This is a genomic window from Mycobacterium sp. IDUB_9, assembly GCF_055419505.1.
Genome location: NZ_JBVAXU010000004.1, coordinates 577623 through 596141, shown reverse-complemented (window position 1 = coordinate 596141; position 18519 = coordinate 577623). Strand labels below are relative to the sequence as shown.

Sequence of the window (18519 nt, the reverse complement as noted above, 5' to 3'; positions counted from 1 at the left end):
TCACGGGGCGCTTACCCCGTAGGTAATTGAGGCGCCGAACGCCCGCGGCACACACTGGCGGCCATGAGTATCCAGACCGGCCCCGAGGTCATGGCGCAGTTCCTGCCGCGGTCGCCGTTCGTGGCCAAGCTCGGCATCGTCGCCGAAACGCTCGAGAGCCCCGAGGTCCGGCTGCGGTTGCCGTGGGATCAGTCGAACATCACGATCGCCGACATGGTGCATGGAGGTGCAATCGCCGCATTGGCCGACGTGACGGTGATGGCCGCGGCCTGGGCACAGGCCGAGGTTCCGGATTCGCTTCGCGGAGTGACGGTCTCGATGACGATCAACTATCTGGCACCGGCCCGGGCCACCGATCTGATCGCCCTCGGGCGCGTGCTGCGTCAGGGTAGGTCCCTGGTGAACTGTGACGTCGATATCGTCACTCCTGACGGCGAGGCGGTGGCGAAAGCCATCGCAACGTACAAGGTGGGGTGAGCGGGCACCCGCTACAGGGTCACCTCGTCGAGCTTGCCGGTGGCGACGTCGAAGATGAAGCCGCGCAACGATTCGTGCTTCGTGACGAACGGACTGGCCTCGATGCGACGCAACGACTGACGCACGTCCTCCGCCAGGTCGACGAAGGACTCGGCGGCCCAGTTCGGCTTGATACCGGTCTCGTCCTGGATCTGCTGTTTGAACCCGTCATCGGTGAAGGTGAGCATGCCGCAATCGGTGTGATGGATCAGGATGATCTCCCTGGTGCCGAGCAGCCGTTGGCTGATGGCCAGCGACCGGATCTCGTCGTCGGTGACGACGCCGCCCGCATTGCGGATCACGTGCGCCTCACCGTCACCCAGGCCGAGGATCCGGTAGACGTCCAGCCTGGCATCCATGCACGCGACCACCGCGACGTGCTTGCTGGGCGGCAGCGGCAACGGCCCCGAGAAGGTCGTGGCATAGACCTCGTTGTTGGCCAGGTACTGGTCGGTGACAGACATGAATCGACGCTAACCCCGAGCCGCGACCAGGGCCAGAGGAAGAATCAGGCTGAGCCGATGGATACCCCGAGGCGGCGGCCGTCCTGCCGGGGGGATGTGGACGGCCGCCGCGGTCTGGGGGGTCAGGCGAGCGGTGCCGCCAGGTCGTACACCGGGACGTCGCCGACCACGCTCTTGGAGAAGTGCTGCCTCACCCAGGTGGTGATTTCTCCTGCGCTCCCGCTCGGATCGCGAGGCGGTCCGGGTGGGCCGCCCCGACTGCCCTCGGACCGATCGAGGAAGTAGCGGACCTGGCCGTCGGCGACGTACCGCTGGAACTGCGCGAGCGTGGGCGAGTTGTCACTGCCGGTGAACCCGCCGATCGCCATCAACGACTCGCCGGTCTTGAGCTCAAGATCGCTGACTTGCATCGAGCCCACGCTGGCTGCGGCCCAGCGACCATCGGTACCAGCGATCAACTCGGCCAGTGCCGGGTCGTCGGCCCGCCCGAAGCCAGGAGGCCCTCCTGGACCTCCCGGCCCACCGAAGCCCATGTCCCGGTTGGGGCCCGAGGTCGCCATGGGCCCACCGCCGTGGACCTTGGCCACCGTCTCGATGGTGTAGGCCCCGGTCGCGGCGAGCCCGAAGACCATGGCCGCCAGCGCCACCACGACAGGCACCTTGCCCGGACGGTGGGCAGTGATCGCCAGGGCGACGGCCGTCAGCACCGAGCCGACCAACACGATCCAGCGCAGCGCCGGTAGCCAGTCGGGCGTCCGGTTCAGCAACACGAACGCCCACACCCCGGTCCCGGCCAGCATGACGGCCAGCACCGCACGAGCCGCGAATCGTGCACGAACCCGCCATAATTCGACGACGGAGATCCCCACCAGCGCGGCGACCGCGGGCGCCAGCGCCACGGTGTAATAGGGGTGGATGATGCCGTCCATGAAGCTGAACACCACCGCGGTGACCAGCGCCCAGCCGCCCCACATCAGCAGACCCGCCCGCAGGCCGGCCGTCCGCGCGGTGCGCCTGGTCAGCCACAGTGCAGCCACCAGTCCGAGCAGCGCGGCGGGCAACAGCCACGACGCCTCGGTACCCATGGACATCCCGAACATCCGGCCGATGCCGGGGTCACCGCCGAACATCAGGTTGGGACCCCCGCCGGGGCCGTGCCCGAAACCGGGTCCACCCGGTCCAGGACCGTTGCCGGGCCCTGAGCCCTCCCGGCCCAGGATGCGTTGCAACCCGTTGTAGCCGAATGCCAGTTGCAGCAGGCTGTTGTCGGTCGATCCGGCGATGTAGGGCCGCGAATCCGCCGGCCACAGTGCCACCATCGCGATGTACCAGCCCGACGAGACGATCATCGTTGCCGCACCGATCAACAGAGTGCCCAACCGTTTCCACACGCCGGCCACGGGCGCGGCGACGAGGAACATCAGGGCCAACCCCGGCACCACCAGGAAGGCCTGCAGCATCTTGGTCAGGAAGGCAAAACCGAGCGCACACCCCGCCAACGCCACCCACCCCGCGCTGGCCCGCGCCGACACCGGACCGACCGCACGGACCATGAAGTACGCCGCCAGCACCAACAACAGGACCAACAGTGCATCGGGATTGTCGTAGCGGAACATCGAGGCCGCCACCGGTGTCAGCGCCAGCGCCGTCCCGGCGATCAGGCCGGCGCCGGGGCCGCTGGTGCGCCGCACGGTGGCATAGAGCAGCGCCACCGCACCGACACCCATCAACGCCTGCGGCAGCAGCATGGTGAACTCGTTGAAGCCGAACAGCCTGCCCGACAACCCCATTGCCCACATTGCGGCCGGCGGTTTGTCCACGGTGATGGCGTTGCCGGCATCCAGCGACCCGAACAGCCAGGCCTTCCAGGACTGGGTACCGGCCTGGGCCGCCGCGGCGTAGTAACTGTTCGCCCACCCCGAAGACCCGAGCCCCCAGAAGTAGAGCACCGCTGTGCCGGCCAACAGAGCCCGGTAGGACGGCCGAACCCAGCGCGGGGCCAGGGCCTTCGGTGATTCCGCGATCTGCGCCGCGGCCTCGGGTGGCACGTCAACGGTGGTCGTCATAGTTCTACCCCTCGATTCGGCGCAGCGGCCTGCCCCGTCCGCGAGGGATGGAATACCCACCCCCGCAACAGGACGAAGCGCACCGCGGTGGCCAACAGGTTGGCCGCCACCAATACGGCAAGCTCGACACCGCGGTGCGGCACGGGCGCCACGATGTGCAAGAGTCCCAACGATCCGCTCGTGATGGTCAGCGCGACCCCGAACACCGTCAGACCCTCAAGGTGATGGCGGGTCACGTTGCCCGCCCCGGCGATCCCGAAGGTGAATCGACGGTTGGCAGCGGTGTTTCCGACCGCGGTCACCAGCAGCGCGATCAGGTTGGCGGCCTGCGCACCGACCCCTGCCCGCAGGGCGGTGAACAGCAGCAGGTAGGCCAGCGTGGAGACCACGCCGACCGCGCCGAAGCGCACTGCCTGGCGCAGCAATGACCCGGGGGCAGCCGATTTCCGCGACGATCCGAGCTGTGCGGCGATCGTGTTCACCGGAATCGACCCGTTGGCGAAGCCGCGCAGCAGCCGGCCGATGCCCTTGAGGTCGGCGGTGGCGGTAGCGAGAATGTCCACTCGGCTGTCCGGATCGTCCACCCAGTCGACCGGAACCTCGTGGATGCGCAGGCCGCTGCGTTCCGCGAGCACCAACAGCTCGGTGTCGAAAAACCAACCGGTATCGGCCACATGTGGCAACAACTGGCGGGCAACGTCGGCCCGAATTGCCTTGAAACCGCACTGCGCATCCGAGAACCTCGCCGCCAGAGTCGATTTCAGGATCAGGTTGTAGCAGCGCGAGATGAACTCACGCTTGGCACCGCGGACCACCCGTGAGCCGCGGCCCAGCCGGGTGCCGATGGCCAGGTCGGAGTGGCCGGAGATCAGTGGTGCCACCAACGGCGCAAGCGCGGCCAGGTCGGTGGACAGGTCGACGTCCATGTAGGCGAGCACCGGCGCGTCCGAGGTCGACCACACCGCGCGCAGTGCGCGTCCGCGCCCCTTCTCCTCCAGCCGGACCACCCGCACACCGTCGAGCTCGGCGGCCAGCTCGGCTGCGATGCGCGGGGTTTCGTCGACGCTGGCGTTGTCTGCGATGGTGATGCGGACCGGCACCGCGAAGTTCTCGGCGAGATACCGGTGCAGCCGGCGCACCGAATAGGCGAGCGCGGCCTGCTCGTTGTACACCGGCACGACGACGTCGAGCACCGGCACTCCGGCCTCCCGGGCGGCGAGGCTGGCGTTCGGCCGCGACGCGAAACGAAAACGCTGCTCGGGTTCTTCGACCAAAGTTGTCATGAGTTCATCGTTCTCCGCAGGCTTGTGATCCGGGTTGGGCGAAGCTATGCGCCGGCTATGTGTTCGTCGCACGCTGCGTCAGGTCGTAGAAGGTGACGTCGTCGACGGTGACCGGGTTGTAGTGGGCCTGGACCCATTCCGCGATCTCGATCGCCGCCTGGCTGCCGCTGGGCGTATGTCCGCCGAATCCGCCGGCCATGATGCGGGATCGGATGAAGTAGTGGATGGCGCCGTCATCCACGAGGCGCTGGAACTCCTGAAGTGTGGGTGCGGGATCGGTGCCGTTGAAGCCCCCGACCGCCATCACCGGTGCGCGGGTGGCCAATTGATAACCCGCGGCATTCGACGAACCCACCACGGCCGCCGCCCACTGGTAGCGGTCGGCATCGGCTGCCAGGGTCGCGGTCACCGCCGGCCCGGGTTCGGGAGCTGCGAACATGCCTCCGAATCCCCCACCACCGCGCGATGGACCGACGGACGGTATCGCCCCGGTGTGCGCGCCGGCAGCCGTCGCGATCGAGTACGCGGCCGGACCGGCCAGGCAGGCCACGATCGCCAGCGCCGCCGTCACCCGCACCATCGGGCGCTCCAACCGCCCCACCACGAGCAGCAGTACCGCGGCTCCCACACCGACCACTGCCACCGCAGCCCGCAGCCACGGATACGCATCGTCGTTGCGGGCCAACAGCACCGCGGCTAGGATGGCGGTCACCAGCACCGCACCCGACATCGCCGTGGCGGCTCGGATGTCGGCGCGGCACTTCCACAGCAGCGTGGCGCCGATACCGATCACAGCGCCGATCGCCGGGGCGAGCGCCACGGTGTAATACGGATGGACGATGCCGTTCATGAAGCTGAACACCACCGCGGTGACCAAAAGCCAACCACCCCACAGGATGAGACCGGCACGGGTCGGGTCGGTGCGGGCGGCCCGGCGGGTCAGGTAGAGGCCGGCCGCCAGACAGATCAGCGCCGCGGGCAGCAGCCAGGCGATATCGGCGCCCATCTGCGATGCGAACAACCGGCCCGGGCCGACGTCGAAATTCAGGTTGCCCAGGCCGCCCGTTTCATCGCCGGTCAGCCGGCCCAAGCCGTTGTACCCCAAGGCCAATTCGACGATGCTGTCGTTCTGCGAACCACCGATGAAGGGACGCGATGAGGCCGGCCACAGCTCCACCAGCACCAGAAACCAGCCACCGCTGACGATCATGGCGACCAAGGCCGTGACGACGTCGAGCACACGCCGGCCCAGCGGACGGTTCCCCCCGATCAGCGCCGCCGCGGCGAAGGCCGGCAGAACCAGGAACGCCTGCAGCATCTTGGCCAGGAAGCCGAAGCCGACCGCGGCCCCTGCAGCGACGAACCACCAACGGCTGGCGTTCTTTTCGATCCCGCGCTGCACGCAGTACGCCGCCACGACGAGCAGCAGCACCAGCAGCGCATCGGGATTGTTGAACCGGAAGATCAACGCGGCCACCGGCGTCAGTGCCAGCACTGTACCCGCCAACAGGCCGGCTCGCGGTCCGGCCGCTCGGCGCACCGCCGCGTAGAGTACCGCGACCGCGCCGACCCCCATCAGCGCCTGCGGTACCAGGACACTCCACGAGCTCAGCCCGAACAGGCGCACCGAGAGGTCGATGATCCACAGCGCCGCGGGCGTCTTGTCCACGGTGATGGCGTTGCCGGCGTCGCTGGACCCGAACAGCATCGCGGTCCAGTTCTCGGCGCCGGCCTGGGCGGCGGCCGAGTAGAAGGCGTTGGCCCACCCGCTGATCGACAGATTCCACAGGTAGAGCACCGCGGTGCCGGCCAGCAACAGGCCGAGGGCGATGCGTTGGGCGGTCGAGGTCGAGCTGCGGGGCTTCGACCGGTCGGGTGTCGCCACCTGCACCTCGGCAGCGGGATGCGCGGCAACAAGGGTCACCACTTCATATTTGTCGTGGCTGCTAGGTGCCCGATTGGTCCGTCCTGTGCGTGCCCTGTGAGCTCTCACCCGGGAGACGCACCACGAACTCTGTCGAACCCGCCGTACTGCTCACCTCGATGGTGCCGCCGTGTGCCTTCACCACCGCGGCCACGATCGCCAGGCCCAACCCGGTGCTGCCCTCGCGCCGCGAACGCGACGAGTCGCCGCGGGCGAATCGTTCGAACACGTCGGGCAGCAGTGTCGCGGGTATGCCGGGACCGTCGTCGGCGACGGCCAGGAGAACGGCACCGACGTCGGGTTTCAGCGACACAGTCACCGAGGTACCGGCGGGGGTGTGTGTCCGCGCGTTGGCCAGCAGATTCGCCAGCACCTGATGCAGCCTGGCCTCGTCGCCTTCGACCACCACCGGGTCTTCGGGCAGATCCAACGACCACTGGTGGTCGGGGCCCGCGACGTGAGCGTCGCTGACCGTGTCGACGATCAGCCGGGACAGATCGACACTGTCGCGTTCCAGTGGGCGACCGGCGTCGAGGCGGGCCAGCAGCAGCATGTCCTCGACCAGTTGTGTCATGCGCGTGGTCTCGGACTCCACCCGGTTCATCGCATGGGCCACGTCGCCGGGCAGCTCGTCTCGCTTGCGCTGGGCCAACTCGGTGTAACCCCGGATCGCGGCCAGCGGTGTCCGCAGTTCGTGACTGGCGTCGGCGACGAACTGGCGCACCCGGGTCTCACTGGCGTGCCGGGCCGACAGCGCGCTGGCGATGCGGTCGAGCATCCGGTTCAACGAGGTGCCGAGCTGGCCGACTTCCGTGTGGGCGCTGGCCGGGTCGACCGGGACGATCGGTGTGGGCAACTCCACCTCGCCACGGTCGAGCTCGAGATCGGCCACCCGGCGCGCGGCCGCCGAAACGCGTGAGAGCGGGGCCAGCTGGCGCCGGATTATCAGGGTCCCCGCGGTGGTCGCGGCGATCAGCGCGATCACCGCCAGCACACAGAACATCCCGAGCACCCACAGCAGGGTGTCGTCGACGACAGCAGTCGGCAGCCCGGTCACGATGGTCTGCGGCCCGCCGTGGCGCGGGTGCAGGCCGATCAGCCGGTAGCGGCCCAGCCCGTCGACGTCCACGGTTTCGGGATCCCGGGTGGCCGGAATCTGGGACAGCTGGGCGGCCGCAGCCGCGCTGACCTCGACGCGGTCCCCCTCGGCGGTGATCACCCCCGCGTCCACCGGCCGACTCGGTGCCACCACCGCCCCGACCGTGCGTGCGGCCTGACCCGGTGCGTTGAGGAATCCGGGACCCGGCCCATCCTCGGGGTCGAAGGGAACGCGGTGATGACGACGCATGCCCGGTGGCGGCGGGAATCCGGGTGGCGGAGGCGGCAATTCGAAGATGGCGGCCGAACGCCGGCCGGCCTCGATCAGTTGATCGTCGAGTTGGTTCATCAAAAACCGTTGCAGCGCAAACTCTGTCGCTACGCCGATGCTCGCGCACACCACCGCCAGCAGGGCTACCTGGGTGACGACCAGCCGAGCGCGCAGCGACCAGGTCCGCGGTGACCACCACCGGGTCGCGCTCACCGGCCCGGCCGTCACCTCAGCGGGCGGGCCGGAGGACATAACCCGCACCGCGCAACGTGTGGATCATCGGTTCCCGTCCGCTGTCGATCTTCTTGCGCAGATACGAGACGTACAGCTCGACGATGTTGGACCGGCCGCCGAAGTCGTAACTCCACACCCGGTCCAGGATCTGGGCCTTGCTCAACACCCGCTTGGCGTTGCGCATCATGAAACGCAAAAGCTCGAACTCGGTGGCGGTCAGGGTGATCGGGTCACCGGCGCGGGTCACCTCATGACTGTCCTCGTCGAGTACGAGATCGCCGACGACGATCTTGGCGCCGCCGTCTTCACTGGTCACCCCGGTGCGCCGGAGCAGCGCCCGCAGCCGCAGCACCACTTCCTCCAGGCTGAACGGTTTGGTGACGTAGTCGTCGCCGCCGGCGGTGAGACCGGCGATGCGGTCCTCCACTGAATCCTTGGCGGTCAGCAGCAGCAACGGCAGGCCGGGAATCTGTTCGCGCAGTTTGCGCAGGACGTCAAGACCGCTCATATCGGGCAGCATCACGTCGAGGACGACCACATCGGGCGGGTTCTCCCGGGCCGCGGCGATCGCGCTCGCGCCGTCGCCTGCTGTGGCGATGTCCCAGCCCTCGTAGCGCAACGCCATCGACACCAGCTCGGCCAGTACCGGCTCGTCGTCGACCACCAGGACCTGGATCGGGTTGCCATCGGCACGGCGCATGACGGCGCGCCCGGACTCGGAATCGGTGCCATTGGTCGTCCCGTTGGTCGCAGTGCTCACCCGCTCATTATTCGCCCGCTCGTTAGGCCCAGACTGAGCGCTCTCTATGCGCCAGCTGTGAAGAATCCCCACATCCGGGGCAGAGGCCATACACAGCCGACACCCAGACAGCACCGGCAGCGTGGATCGCATGAGCATCCGACCCACGGTGGCCGCCGTCGGCATCGCAGTGGCTGTTGCGGGGCTCGGCGGCGCGGCCGTCTACGCCGCCACCGATACTCAGGGCCCGGGCGATCACGGCGCCTGGCAACCGCCCGACCGGCCCGATCCCGCCACGATCCACAGCGAGGCAGTGCTGGCCGGCCGCGACGGCGGCTACCGTACGACGCTTGTCCAGACCGGCACGATCACCGACCTGAGCGCATCCTCGGTCACCGTGCGGAGCAACGATGGATTCACCCAGAGCTACTCCCTGCCCGACGCTGCCAAGCCCCCGTTCGGGGTCAACGACCGGGTCCTGATCAAGGCCACCCGCAACGGGTCGGCACCAGCGGACAAGCCGACCGTCGCCAGCATCGGCGAGGCGCCCGGCCGTTAACCGTTGCCGTACCCGTCAGGCAGCTCGACCTTGACCTTCGGCTTCGCGAAAGAGGTCTCGAGTTCGGTGGGCGCCGTTGTCTTGGTTACGGTTTCACCGACATTGACCGCCGGCACCGCCCCACTGCTCGGCGCTTGGGCCATCAGGGCACCGAACGCGCCCATCGCTGCCAGTGCGATCGCTCCGACGCCGGCCATCGCGTACTTCGTCCGCTTACTGCGTTCGTCTCCTGTCACACAGACCTCCCTACCGGGGCCTGTGGACGGGGTAAACCCGACCTCACAGGCACCGGTCGGTGAGATCCGCCGCGATCAGTGTGGTGTGGCAAACCCCGACGGCGTGGTCGCGGAGACCGTAGGCGTGCCCTTCGAAGTCTCGGGGGCCGTCGGCGGAGTCGTCTCGGTGACGGTTTGGCCAGTGGTGATGGCCGGCGGTTCCACCCGCTGCTGCGCGCCGCTTAGGCCACCGCCCAGCCCCACCCCGAGGACCGCCGTGGCTAACCCGCCGATCGCCCCGACCCCGGCTGCGATCAGTTTCAGATTTCGCTGATTGTTTTCCTTCGCGCTACCCAATGCGCTCACCTCCCGCGCGACGTATAGCCGCAGCGGGTGGCGGTGAAACCACTTACCCGGCGCGTATCCGCGCGCTCAGTGCGTGGTGGCGAACCCGGACGGCGGCGTGTACCCCTTGATGGCGGGCACAGCCATCGACACCACCGGCGCGGTCGGCGGCGTCGTCTCCGTACTCGTCTGACCGACGTTCATGTGGGATCCGGAAGCCACTGCTTGCGTACCGGCCCCCATCCCCAGGTGTACGTCCGAGACCGCTCCGAACACGCCCAGCCCCACCACTGCCGCCCCACCGGCGACCGCAGCGATCACTTTCACATTCTTCAGTCCGCTGACCTTCATGTATTTCAGTGAACCCCTGATTTCTATGCCGAGGCTGTGGCTCCACTGTCTATTACCCACCGAGTGCGGGCGCGCCGAACGCACACATCGCCGCGCTGACCGGATTCCGGTTCCCGGCTGCTCTACCCTGTCTGGCATGCAGCCGTGGGCGGGAACAACCGGATGACGCGCTTCCTGGCGCGCCGGCTGCTCAACTACATCGTGTTGCTGGCCCTGGCCTCGTTCCTCACGTTCACGCTGACGTCGCTGAACTTCAAACCCCTCGACAGCCTCGAGCAGCGCAATCCGCGGCCCCCGCAATCGGCGATCGACGCGAAAGCCGCTGAACTCGGCCTCGATCAGCCCATTCCGCTCCGCTACGCGAACTGGGCAGCCGATGCCGTCCGCGGCGACTTCGGCACCACGGTGACCGGCCAGCCGGTGGTCGACGAGTTGTGGCGACGCATCGGGGTGACCCTGCGGCTGCTCGTCATCGGCGCGATTTCGGGCGCCGTGATCGGCGTGGTGGTCGGGGCCTGGGGTGCGATCCGCCAATACCGGCTGTCCGATCGCGTCATTACCGTGCTGTCCCTGCTGGTGATCAGCACGCCGTCCTTCGTGATCGCCAACATGCTGATCCTGGCCGCACTCAACGTGAACTCGATTCTCGGCGTTCAAATTTTCGAGTACACGGGCGAAACGGCGCCGGTGCCCGTCGGCGGCGCCTGGGACCAGTTCGTCGACCGGCTACAGCACCTCGTGCTGCCGACGTTCACCCTGGCGCTGATGGCGATCGCCGGATACAGCAGGTACCAGCGCAACGCGATGCTCGACGTGCTCGGCCAGGACTTCATCCGCACCGCGCGGGCCAAAGGCCTGACCCGGCGTCGCGCCCTGTTCAAGCACGGGCTGCGGACCGCACTCATTCCGATGGCCACCCTCTTCGCCTATGGGGTGGCCGGGCTGGTCACCGGCTCGGTGTTCGTCGAGAAGATCTTCGGCTGGCACGGCATGGGCGAATGGGTGGTGCAGGGCATCGCCACCCAGGACACCAACATCATCGCGGCCATCACCGTGTTCACCGGCACTGTGATCCTGGTTGCCGGCCTGCTCTCCGACGTCATCTACGCGATGCTCGATCCGAGGGTGCGCGTCACATGACCCAGACTTCCGCCCCCACCGGTGATGCCGCCGCGGCCCGCTCGGGCCTGCACACCGAGGAGTTCGCCACCCGGCGCACCCTCGTGTTCCGGCGGTTCCTGCGCAACTGGCCCGCCGTGGCGTCGCTGACACTGCTGGTGATCATGTTCGTGGCCTGCTACGCGCTTCCGTCGGTCCTGCCCTACAGCTATTCGGACCTCGACTACTACGCGCTGCAGGAGCCGCCATCGGCCGACCACTGGTTCGGCACGAACGCCCTCGGCCAGGACATTTTCGCCCAAACCCTGCGCGGTATGCAGAAATCCATGCTGATCGGCATCTGCGTGGCCTTCATCTCGACCATCATCGCCGCCACGGTCGGCTCGATCGCCGGATACTTCGGCGGCTGGCGCGATCGCACCCTCATGTGGATCGTCGACGTGCTGCTGGTGGTACCCAGCTTCATCCTGATCGCCATCGTCACGCCGCGGTTGAGCCAGTCCGATCGGGTGTTCTGGCTGATCGTGCTGCTCTCGGCGTTCAGCTGGATGATCAGCTCACGCATCGTGCGCGGCATGACCCTGAGCCTGCGGGAACGCGAATTCGTCTTGGCTGCCCGCTATATGGGTGTCAGCAGTTGGCGCATCATCGTGCGACACATCCTGCCCAACGTGGCATCCATCCTGATCATCGACACCGCGCTCAATGTCGGCGTGGCGATCCTGTCCGAAACCGGTTTGAGCTACCTGGGATTCGGCATCCAGGCGCCCGACGTATCGCTGGGCACGCTGATCGCCGACGGCACCAAGTCAGCGACCACCTTCCCCTGGGTGTTCCTGTTCCCGGCCGGCGTATTGGTGCTGATAATCCTGTGCGCCAACCTGATCGGTGACGGCTTGCGCGACGCACTCGACCCGGGAAGCGGCCGGTTGCGACGGCGGCGTCGGCAGCGGAAGGACGGCGGCCGATGAGCCGGCTACTCGAGGTATCCGATCTGACGGTGGACTTCCCCACCGATACCGACGCGGTACACGCAGTGCGGGGCCTGAACTTTCACGTGGATTCCGGTGAGGTGGTCGCACTCGTCGGGGAGTCCGGCGCCGGGAAATCGGCCAGTGCCATGGCGGTGGTCGGGCTGCTACCCGAGTTCGCCGAGGTGTCCGGGTCGGTGCGGCTGCGTGGCGAGGAACTGATCGGGCTGTCCGACGCACAGATGTCACGGGTCCGGGGCAACACCATCGGCACCGTTTTCCAGGACCCCATGTCCGCCCTCACCCCGGTCTACACCGTGGGCGATCAGATCGCCGAGGCGCTCGAAGCCCACAACCGCAACCTCGGCCGCCGCGCGGCCCGGTCCCGGGCGGTCGAACTGCTGGAGCTGGTCGGCATCGCCCAACCGGAACAGCGCGCCCGATCCTTCCCGCACGAGTTGTCCGGCGGCGAACGCCAACGGGTGGTCATCGCCATCGCCATCGCCAACGATCCCGACCTGCTGATCTGCGACGAGCCCACCACCGCTCTCGACGTCACGGTGCAGGCCCAGATTCTCGACGTTCTCAAGACCGCGCGCGACGTCACCGGGGCCGGAGTTCTGATCATCACCCACGACCTCGGCGTGGTCGCCGAATTCGCCGACCGGGCCCTGGTCATGTACGCCGGGCGGGCCGTCGAGGACGCTCCGGTGGCCACGCTGTACGAGAAGGCCCGGATGCCCTACACCGTCGGCCTGCTCGGCTCGGTGCCACGCCTGGATGCGGCGCAGGGCACCCGCCTGGTGCCCATCCCCGGTGCACCGCCGTCGCTCACCACGGAGCCGCACGGTTGCCCGTTCGCCCCACGTTGCCCGCTGGCCATCGACGAATGTGAGGCCGCCGAGCCAGAACTCATCGAGTTGGCGCCGGATCACCACGCCGCGTGCATCCGCACCGATCAGGTCAGCGGGCGCAGCGCCGCCGAGATCTACGAGGTACCAGGCGCTGCCGGAACCACCACTGAGAAACGTGGCACCGACGCCGACGTGGTGCTTCGGGTGCACAACTTGTCCAAGACCTACAAGCTGACCAAAGGGGTGGTGCTGCGCCGGCAGGTCGGCGAGGTCCGCGCGGTCGACGACGTCAGCTTCGACCTGCGCAGTGGCCGCACGCTGGGCATCGTCGGTGAGTCCGGTTCGGGCAAATCCACCACCCTGCATCAGATCTTGAATCTGACTGCACCGCAATCAGGTTCGATCGAAGTACTCGGCTCCGACGTAGCCACCCTGAACCGGAGGACGCGCCGCGGACTGCGCACCGATCTTCAAGTGGTGTTCCAGGATCCGGTAGCTTCGCTGGACCCGCGGCTACCGGTGTCTGATGTGTTGGCAGAGCCGTTGACCGCCAACGGTTTCGACAAACCACGGATCGACCAGCGGGTGGCCGAGCTACTGGAGTTGGTGGGCCTTCGGCGCGCCGACGCCGGCCGCTATCCGGCCGAGTTCTCCGGCGGGCAGAAGCAGCGCATCGGGATCGCCCGCGCCCTGTCGTTACAGCCCAAGATCATCGCGCTCGACGAACCCGTCTCCGCGCTGGACGTCTCCATCCAGGCCGGGATCATCAACCTGCTGCTGGACCTGCAGGACCAGTTCGGCCTGGCCTACCTGTTCGTCTCCCACGATCTGTCGGTGGTCAAGCACCTGGCCCACGATGTCGCGGTGATGTACAAGGGCGCGGTCGTCGAACAGGGCTCGGGCGATGAGGTGTTCGCCAACCCACAGCACGCCTACACCCGCAAGTTGCTGGCCGCGGTTCCGCAACCAAAGCCGGTCAACGGTTAGGTATTGCCGCATCCACCGGTGTCGGCATCTAGCATCGACGGGGTGAGCGGGTTCAAGCGGTTCAGGTTCCAGCGTTTCGCCGTCGTCGCAGCAGTCACCGCACTGGCTCTGGCCGGGTGTTCGGGCGGCGAACGGGAAGCCCCGTCGGCCGGCGGCAACGCCGAGCTCGGCACCACCAACGACATCAATCCGCAGGACGTCGCGAACCTGCGTCAGGGCGGCAATCTGCGCCTTGCCCTGACCGAGTTCCCCTCGAACTTCAACCCGCTGCACCTCGACGGCAACACCGGCGACGTCGGCGCGCTCACCAGGGCCACCATGCCGCGCACGTTCGTGATCGCCGCCGACGGATCGGCGACGGTCAACAGCGACTACTTCACCAATGTCGAACTGACGGGCACCAACCCCCAGGTGGTCACCTACACGATCAACCCCAAGGCGGTGTGGACCGACGGCACGCCGATCACCTGGGAGGACATCAAGTCCCAGGCCGAGGCCAACAGCGGCAAGGATCCGGCGTTCGTCATCGCTGCGCCCAACGGCTTCGAGCGGGTGGCCTCGGTGACCCGCGGCGTCGACGACCGCCAGGCCGTGATGACATTCGCCAAGCCCTACGCGGACTGGAAGGGCATGTTCGCCGGCAACGGCCGGCTGCTGCCCAAGAGCATGACCTCCACCCCCGAGGCCTTCAACAAGGGTCAACTCACTGCGCCCGGGCCGTCGGCGGGCCCGTTCATGGTGACCAACGTCGACCGGGGCGCTCAACGGATCACGTTGAGCCGCAACCCGAAATGGTGGGGTACCCCGCCGCTGCTGGACACCATCACCTACCTGGTGCTCGATGACGCCGCCCGCATCCCGGCGCTGCAGAACAACACCATCGACGCGACCGGCACCGCGTCGCTGGACGAACTGACCATCGCCCGTAAGACCGCGGGGATCAGCATCCGACGGGCACCGTCCGCCAGCTGGTACCACCTGACCTTCAACGGGGCACCCGGCTCGATCCTGGCCGACCCGGCGCTGCGCAGCGCGGTCGCCAAGGGCATCGATCGTCAGGCGCTCGCCAACATCACCCAGCGGGGTCTCACCGACAACCCGGTCCCGCTGAACAACCACATCTTCGTCGCGGGTCAGCAGGGTTACCAGGACAACGCCGCGTCGGTGGCGTTCGATCCCGAGAAAGCCAAGGCCGAACTCGACGCCCTGGGCTGGAAAGTGCCTGAGGGACGGCAGTTCCGGGAGAAGGACGGCAAGGAACTCGTCATTCGCAACGTGTTCTACGACGCGGGCAGCACCCGGCAGGTAGCCCAGATCGCGCAGAACATGCTCGGCCAGATCGGGGTGAACCTGAAGCTCGACACCAAGCCGGGTACCGGGTTCTTCACCAACTACATCATCAAGGGCGACTTCGACATTGCCCAGTTCGCCTTCCTCGGCGACGCTTTCCCACTGAGTTCACTGACCCAGATCTATGCGCAGGACGGGGCCAGTAACTTCGGGAAGATCGGCAGCCCGGAGATCGACGCCAAGATCGAGCAGACGCTGGAAGAACTGGACCCGGCCAAGGCACTGACCCTGGCCAACGAGCTGGACAAGATGCTGTTCGACGAGGTGTTCAGCCTCCCGCTGTTCCAGTCACCCGGAAACGTCGCGGTGCGCAGCAATCTGGCCAATTTCGGGGCCCCCGGCCTGGCCGACACCGACTACACCAAGGTCGGTTTCGTCAAGTAGGCCGTTCCCGCGTTTTCGCGGTCGGCACCGCCGACTCCACGGCGGTGGCCGCCGCGATGGCCGATACCGCCGCCCGGATCAGGGGACGCGCAGGCAAGGCGTCCAGTTCATCGCCGGTGGCCGGAAGTTGTTCGGACACACCGTCGCGCACTGCACGGATCACCGCAAAAGCGGCACGTTCCCTGGTGTCGATCACGCTGTGCACCACCGTCGGCATCCGAACCAACACGGCCCCGGGCACCAGTTGCGCGATCCGCTCGGCAACAGCCGGCGGCGTGGTCAGATCCCGGCCGCCGGACAGCACGACGGTGGGCCAGTGAAAGTTCGGCAATTCGGCCGGTAGGTCGAATGGTTCGGCCTCGAACGGTTCGAAGAACTTCGCGCTGCCGATCATGTCGGCCATCTCCAGCGCAGGGTCCAGCGGCAGGCCGTCGGGCACCCCGGCATAGTTCAATTCGCGGAAGGCAATCCGCCCGACGAGGTCTACCTCGTTGCGGTACGGCGCTTTTCGTGCCGATATCCGACTCAGCCGGGCGAGCGCAGACCACACCACCGTGCGCCCGCGCAGCAACAGGTCGAGCTGGCGGCCCAGCAGGTCGGCGCCGCCGAAACCGTACAGCAGACCGGCCAGTTCCCCTCCCCTGGTGGCCAGCGCCCCGTCGGCCACCAGGCGCCGAACCTTGGGTGCCAGGTCCGCGGTCTCCGGGACCGCACCCTCCCACAGGAGACCCCGAATGGCACTGCGCATTGCTTCGATATCGGCGGTGGACAGCAGTGGCGAGTCCAGCACCATGGCCGCCAACCGGTCCGGATGGCGGACACCGAAACCGGCGGCGACATAGCTCCCGTAGGAGGTGCCGTACAGCACCGCGTCGCGCACGCCCGCGTCGTCGAGCACCGCGGCGATGTCATCGACCACCTGCTCGACGGTGATGGCCGCCGGCGGCAGATCCGCACCCGCGTCGGTGTGCCGCGACATCCCGATGCCACGGTGCTCGATCATGATCACGTCGAATCCGGCCGCGGCCGCACGTCTACGCAACGACCGGTACGGCAGGATCGATGCCACGCCGGGGCCGCCCGGGATGATCACCACCGGGTGCGCCGATTTGCGCCCGGCCCGCACGTAGAACAGGTCGAACTGCTCGTCAGAACCCGGACTGACCGGGCGTCGCACCGCCCGCACCCCCGGTAGCGCAGCCAGCTTGTCGTGCACCCGCCTGCGCTTGGCGCTCATCGTCATTGCGCTCCATTGTGCCGCGCAACGCTCAGATCAGATAGATGGCGAAAATCGCCCCGAACAGCACCACCAGCCAGCCGTCCGTGGCGAGTTTGAGCCACTTCGGTGCCGTTCTGACCTCCATGAACTGCCGGATGATCAAACGGGACTTGATCAGTGTCAGCACGAGCACCAGCGCGGTGATCGGCACGCTTGCCCGCAACGCGTCCGAATACTGTGCCGGTGCCAACCACCAGGATCCGACGGTGATGGCGACCAGCACCAGCCACGTCTGAGTCACAGCCTTGTCGGTCATCGTCACCTCACCACGTACAACAGGCCGAAGATGATCACCCAGAGCAGGTCGACCATGTGCCAGTAGACCGCGCCCGCCTCCACGACCGACGCGCGGCGGCGGGACGGGTTGCGTAGCTCCCGCACGATCACGCCCAGCACGATGAGCCCGATCAAGACGTGGATCAGGTGCACACCCGTCAGCACGTAGTAGAACGAGTAGAACATCTCCGAATTGGTGTGCCCGTTCCGGATCTTGACCACCCATTCATAACCCTTGCAGGCCATGAACATCAGGCCGCCGACCCCGCCGGCGCAGGTGAGTCGGACGGCTGCTTCGTGACGGCCGGCACGGGCCGCCAGTACCGCACGAGCCACCAACCACGAACTGGTCAGCAGGATCACCGTGTTGAGGACACCGATCGTGATGTCGAGATGCTGTTGGGCACGCAAGAATTCGTCCGGATGCATGGCCCGGTAGATCATGAAGACGATGAAGTAGCCACCGAAGATGACGAGATCTCCGAGCACCATCACCCACATGTGTCCGTCACCGGGCACGTGCTCCGACGTTGCCCGGGGTTGTGAATCAGTCTGCGTCATTGCATGCCGCCTCACGCATCGCTGCCTGCCTCAGTAACACGATCAATGCCGAGAGCCAGACAGAGAACACCACCACCGCCCACCAGAACGCGATCGACCCGTTCCAGGCGAACGGCCCCGACTGGAACAGGAACATCTGGGTGGCGATCACCTCGGTGATGATCTGCCAGATGGTCACGTAGGCGAACCACGCCGGGAAGATGTTGTTCTTGTCGTAGAGGATGGCGATCGCAAATACCAGGTAAGCCGCCGTAAAACAGCCCAACGAGCCGTTGTAGGAAAGCATCCCGAGGTCATAGAGCAGGCTGATCAGTTCCGGGTCGCGGTCGGGCCGGAAGGCAGCGGTGAGAAAGCACACCGATACCAACAGGAAGCCGGGCACCGCACCGACACCCATGCCGCCGATATAGCCATAGGCGAAAGCCGAGCCCACCGACATGCGCTTGATCTGGTAGGCGACCAGACCGTTGGTCATCGCCGCGCCGCCCAGCAGGATCAGCAGCAGACAGAAACCGACCTTGATGGTCAGCCCGTGTTCGGTGAAGAACGCCACCTTGTCGGCCGCGGTGACATCGGGCCGGGGTGGCGGCGTCACTCGGGTCAGGATGCAGATGATGACACCGAATGCCCCGTACCAGGCCGGGAAGAACCAGGTCATCAGACGCACATCGGG

18 protein-coding genes are annotated in these 18519 nt (G+C 67.1%); 6 read left to right on the top strand and 12 right to left on the bottom strand.

All coding sequences use genetic code 11. The annotated features are described in order from the left end of the window. The first annotated feature begins 63 nt into the window (after positions 1-63). Positions 64-477, top strand: coding sequence for a PaaI family thioesterase (locus tag ACZY08_RS20895; protein ID WP_463746505.1), 414 nt, complete (start codon positions 64-66; stop codon positions 475-477). 11 nt (positions 478-488) lie between these two features. On the opposite strand, the gene ACZY08_RS20890 is transcribed toward ACZY08_RS20895, so the two are convergent. From ACZY08_RS20890 to ACZY08_RS20865, 6 genes are all read right to left on the bottom strand, one after another. Further along, positions 489-980 (bottom strand): beta-class carbonic anhydrase, encoded by a 492-nt coding sequence (locus tag ACZY08_RS20890; RefSeq protein WP_463746504.1) that lies wholly within the window; start codon positions 978-980, stop codon positions 489-491. 122 nt (positions 981-1102) lie between these two features. Further along, complete coding sequence (locus ACZY08_RS20885; protein WP_463746503.1) at positions 1103-3046, bottom strand: ArnT family glycosyltransferase; 1944 nt, start codon at positions 3044-3046, stop codon at positions 1103-1105. After that, on the bottom strand, positions 3043-4329 hold the full coding sequence (locus tag ACZY08_RS20880; protein ID WP_463746502.1) for a bifunctional glycosyltransferase family 2/GtrA family protein: 1287 nt from the start codon (positions 4327-4329) through the stop codon (positions 3043-3045). Before ACZY08_RS20880 ends, ACZY08_RS20885 begins: the two co-directional genes overlap by 4 nt. 55 nt (positions 4330-4384) lie before the next feature. Continuing rightward, complete coding sequence (locus ACZY08_RS20875; RefSeq protein WP_463746592.1) at positions 4385-6220, bottom strand: ArnT family glycosyltransferase; 1836 nt, start codon at positions 6218-6220, stop codon at positions 4385-4387. Positions 6221-6275: 55 nt separating this feature from the next. After that, positions 6276-7874 (bottom strand): sensor histidine kinase, encoded by a 1599-nt coding sequence (locus ACZY08_RS20870; RefSeq protein ID WP_463746501.1) that lies wholly within the window; start codon positions 7872-7874, stop codon positions 6276-6278. After that, entirely contained in the window at positions 7852-8556 is a 705-nt protein-coding gene (locus tag ACZY08_RS20865; RefSeq protein WP_044521442.1) for a response regulator transcription factor, read from the bottom strand. The genes ACZY08_RS20870 and ACZY08_RS20865 overlap by 23 nt, the downstream gene beginning before the upstream one ends. Before the next feature lie 190 nt (positions 8557-8746). Between ACZY08_RS20865 and ACZY08_RS20860 the strand changes: the two genes are divergently transcribed. Continuing rightward, positions 8747-9154, top strand: coding sequence for a hypothetical protein (locus ACZY08_RS20860; RefSeq protein WP_463746500.1), 408 nt, complete (start codon positions 8747-8749; stop codon positions 9152-9154). Here ACZY08_RS20860 and ACZY08_RS20855 read toward each other — a convergent pair. Both ACZY08_RS20855 and ACZY08_RS20850 read right to left on the bottom strand, forming a co-directional pair. Next, positions 9151-9390: a hypothetical protein gene (locus ACZY08_RS20855; RefSeq protein ID WP_463746499.1), complete on the bottom strand. Its 240-nt coding sequence runs from the start codon at positions 9388-9390 to the stop codon at positions 9151-9153. The genes ACZY08_RS20860 and ACZY08_RS20855 overlap by 4 nt on opposite strands. 411 nt (positions 9391-9801) lie before the next feature. After that, positions 9802-10065: a hypothetical protein gene (locus ACZY08_RS20850; protein ID WP_463746498.1), complete on the bottom strand. Its 264-nt coding sequence runs from the start codon at positions 10063-10065 to the stop codon at positions 9802-9804. A 162-nt stretch (positions 10066-10227) separates the two neighbouring features. On the opposite strand from ACZY08_RS20850, the gene ACZY08_RS20845 reads away from it, so the two are divergent. Genes ACZY08_RS20845 through ACZY08_RS20830 form a run of 4 tightly spaced genes read left to right on the top strand, consistent with a single transcriptional unit; the run spans position 10228 to position 15730 of the window. Next, positions 10228-11205 carry an ABC transporter permease gene (locus ACZY08_RS20845; protein ID WP_064879614.1) on the top strand — a complete coding sequence of 326 codons (978 nt, stop codon included), beginning with the start codon at positions 10228-10230 and terminating at the stop codon, positions 11203-11205. Then, entirely contained in the window at positions 11202-12155 is a 954-nt protein-coding gene (locus ACZY08_RS20840) for an ABC transporter permease (RefSeq protein WP_463746497.1), read from the top strand. The genes ACZY08_RS20845 and ACZY08_RS20840 overlap by 4 nt, the downstream gene beginning before the upstream one ends. Continuing rightward, positions 12152-13996, top strand: a complete 1845-nt coding sequence (locus tag ACZY08_RS20835; RefSeq protein ID WP_463746496.1) for an ABC transporter ATP-binding protein — start codon at positions 12152-12154, stop codon at positions 13994-13996. The genes ACZY08_RS20840 and ACZY08_RS20835 overlap by 4 nt, the downstream gene beginning before the upstream one ends. Positions 13997-14038: 42 nt before the next feature. Further along, positions 14039-15730, top strand: coding sequence for an ABC transporter family substrate-binding protein (locus ACZY08_RS20830; protein WP_463746495.1), 1692 nt, complete (start codon positions 14039-14041; stop codon positions 15728-15730). Here the strand turns inward: ACZY08_RS20830 and ACZY08_RS20825 are convergent. The 4 genes from ACZY08_RS20825 to ACZY08_RS20810 are packed head-to-tail and all read right to left on the bottom strand — an operon-like array spanning position 15723 to position 18504. Further along, a complete protein-coding gene (locus ACZY08_RS20825; RefSeq protein ID WP_463746494.1) occupies positions 15723-16973 on the bottom strand; it encodes an alpha/beta fold hydrolase in 1251 nt (416 codons plus the stop codon). The two genes, ACZY08_RS20830 and ACZY08_RS20825, sit on opposite strands and share 8 nt — an antisense overlap. 25 nt (positions 16974-16998) lie before the next feature. Then, on the bottom strand, positions 16999-17265 hold the full coding sequence (locus ACZY08_RS20820) for a cytochrome C oxidase subunit IV family protein (RefSeq protein ID WP_166905767.1): 267 nt from the start codon (positions 17263-17265) through the stop codon (positions 16999-17001). A 2-nt stretch (positions 17266-17267) separates the two neighbouring features. After that, on the bottom strand, positions 17268-17846 hold the full coding sequence (locus ACZY08_RS20815; protein ID WP_463746493.1) for a cytochrome c oxidase subunit 3: 579 nt from the start codon (positions 17844-17846) through the stop codon (positions 17268-17270). After that, positions 17833-18504, bottom strand: coding sequence for a hypothetical protein (locus ACZY08_RS20810; RefSeq protein ID WP_463746591.1), 672 nt, complete (start codon positions 18502-18504; stop codon positions 17833-17835). The genes ACZY08_RS20815 and ACZY08_RS20810 overlap by 14 nt, the downstream gene beginning before the upstream one ends. Between the last annotated feature and the right edge of the window lie 15 nt (positions 18505-18519).

Bases quoted from the DNA above. Each gene is read 5' to 3' on its own strand.
- ACZY08_RS20890 (WP_463746504.1), bottom strand. From the start codon at position 980: ATGTCTGTCACCGACCAGTACCTGGCCAACAACGAGGTCTATGCCACG.
- ACZY08_RS20840 (WP_463746497.1), top strand. From the start codon at position 11,202: ATGACCCAGACTTCCGCCCCCACCGGTGATGCCGCCGCGGCCCGCTCG.
- ACZY08_RS20810 (WP_463746591.1), bottom strand. From the start codon at position 18,504: ATGACCTGGTTCTTCCCGGCCTGGTACGGGGCATTCGGTGTCATCATC.
- ACZY08_RS20865 (WP_044521442.1), bottom strand. From the start codon at position 8,556: ATGCGCCGTGCCGATGGCAACCCGATCCAGGTCCTGGTGGTCGACGAC.
- ACZY08_RS20850 (WP_463746498.1), bottom strand. From the start codon at position 10,065: ATGAAGGTCAGCGGACTGAAGAATGTGAAAGTGATCGCTGCGGTCGCC.
- ACZY08_RS20845 (WP_064879614.1), top strand. From the start codon at position 10,228: ATGACGCGCTTCCTGGCGCGCCGGCTGCTCAACTACATCGTGTTGCTG.
- ACZY08_RS20820 (WP_166905767.1), bottom strand. From the start codon at position 17,265: ATGACCGACAAGGCTGTGACTCAGACGTGGCTGGTGCTGGTCGCCATC.
- ACZY08_RS20895 (WP_463746505.1), top strand. From the start codon at position 64: ATGAGTATCCAGACCGGCCCCGAGGTCATGGCGCAGTTCCTGCCGCGG.
- ACZY08_RS20835 (WP_463746496.1), top strand. From the start codon at position 12,152: ATGAGCCGGCTACTCGAGGTATCCGATCTGACGGTGGACTTCCCCACC.
- ACZY08_RS20825 (WP_463746494.1), bottom strand. From the start codon at position 16,973: ATGACGATGAGCGCCAAGCGCAGGCGGGTGCACGACAAGCTGGCTGCG.
- ACZY08_RS20885 (WP_463746503.1), bottom strand. From the start codon at position 3,046: ATGACGACCACCGTTGACGTGCCACCCGAGGCCGCGGCGCAGATCGCG.
- ACZY08_RS20815 (WP_463746493.1), bottom strand. From the start codon at position 17,846: ATGACGCAGACTGATTCACAACCCCGGGCAACGTCGGAGCACGTGCCC.
- ACZY08_RS20870 (WP_463746501.1), bottom strand. From the start codon at position 7,874: ATGTCCTCCGGCCCGCCCGCTGAGGTGACGGCCGGGCCGGTGAGCGCG.
- ACZY08_RS20880 (WP_463746502.1), bottom strand. From the start codon at position 4,329: ATGACAACTTTGGTCGAAGAACCCGAGCAGCGTTTTCGTTTCGCGTCG.
- ACZY08_RS20860 (WP_463746500.1), top strand. From the start codon at position 8,747: ATGAGCATCCGACCCACGGTGGCCGCCGTCGGCATCGCAGTGGCTGTT.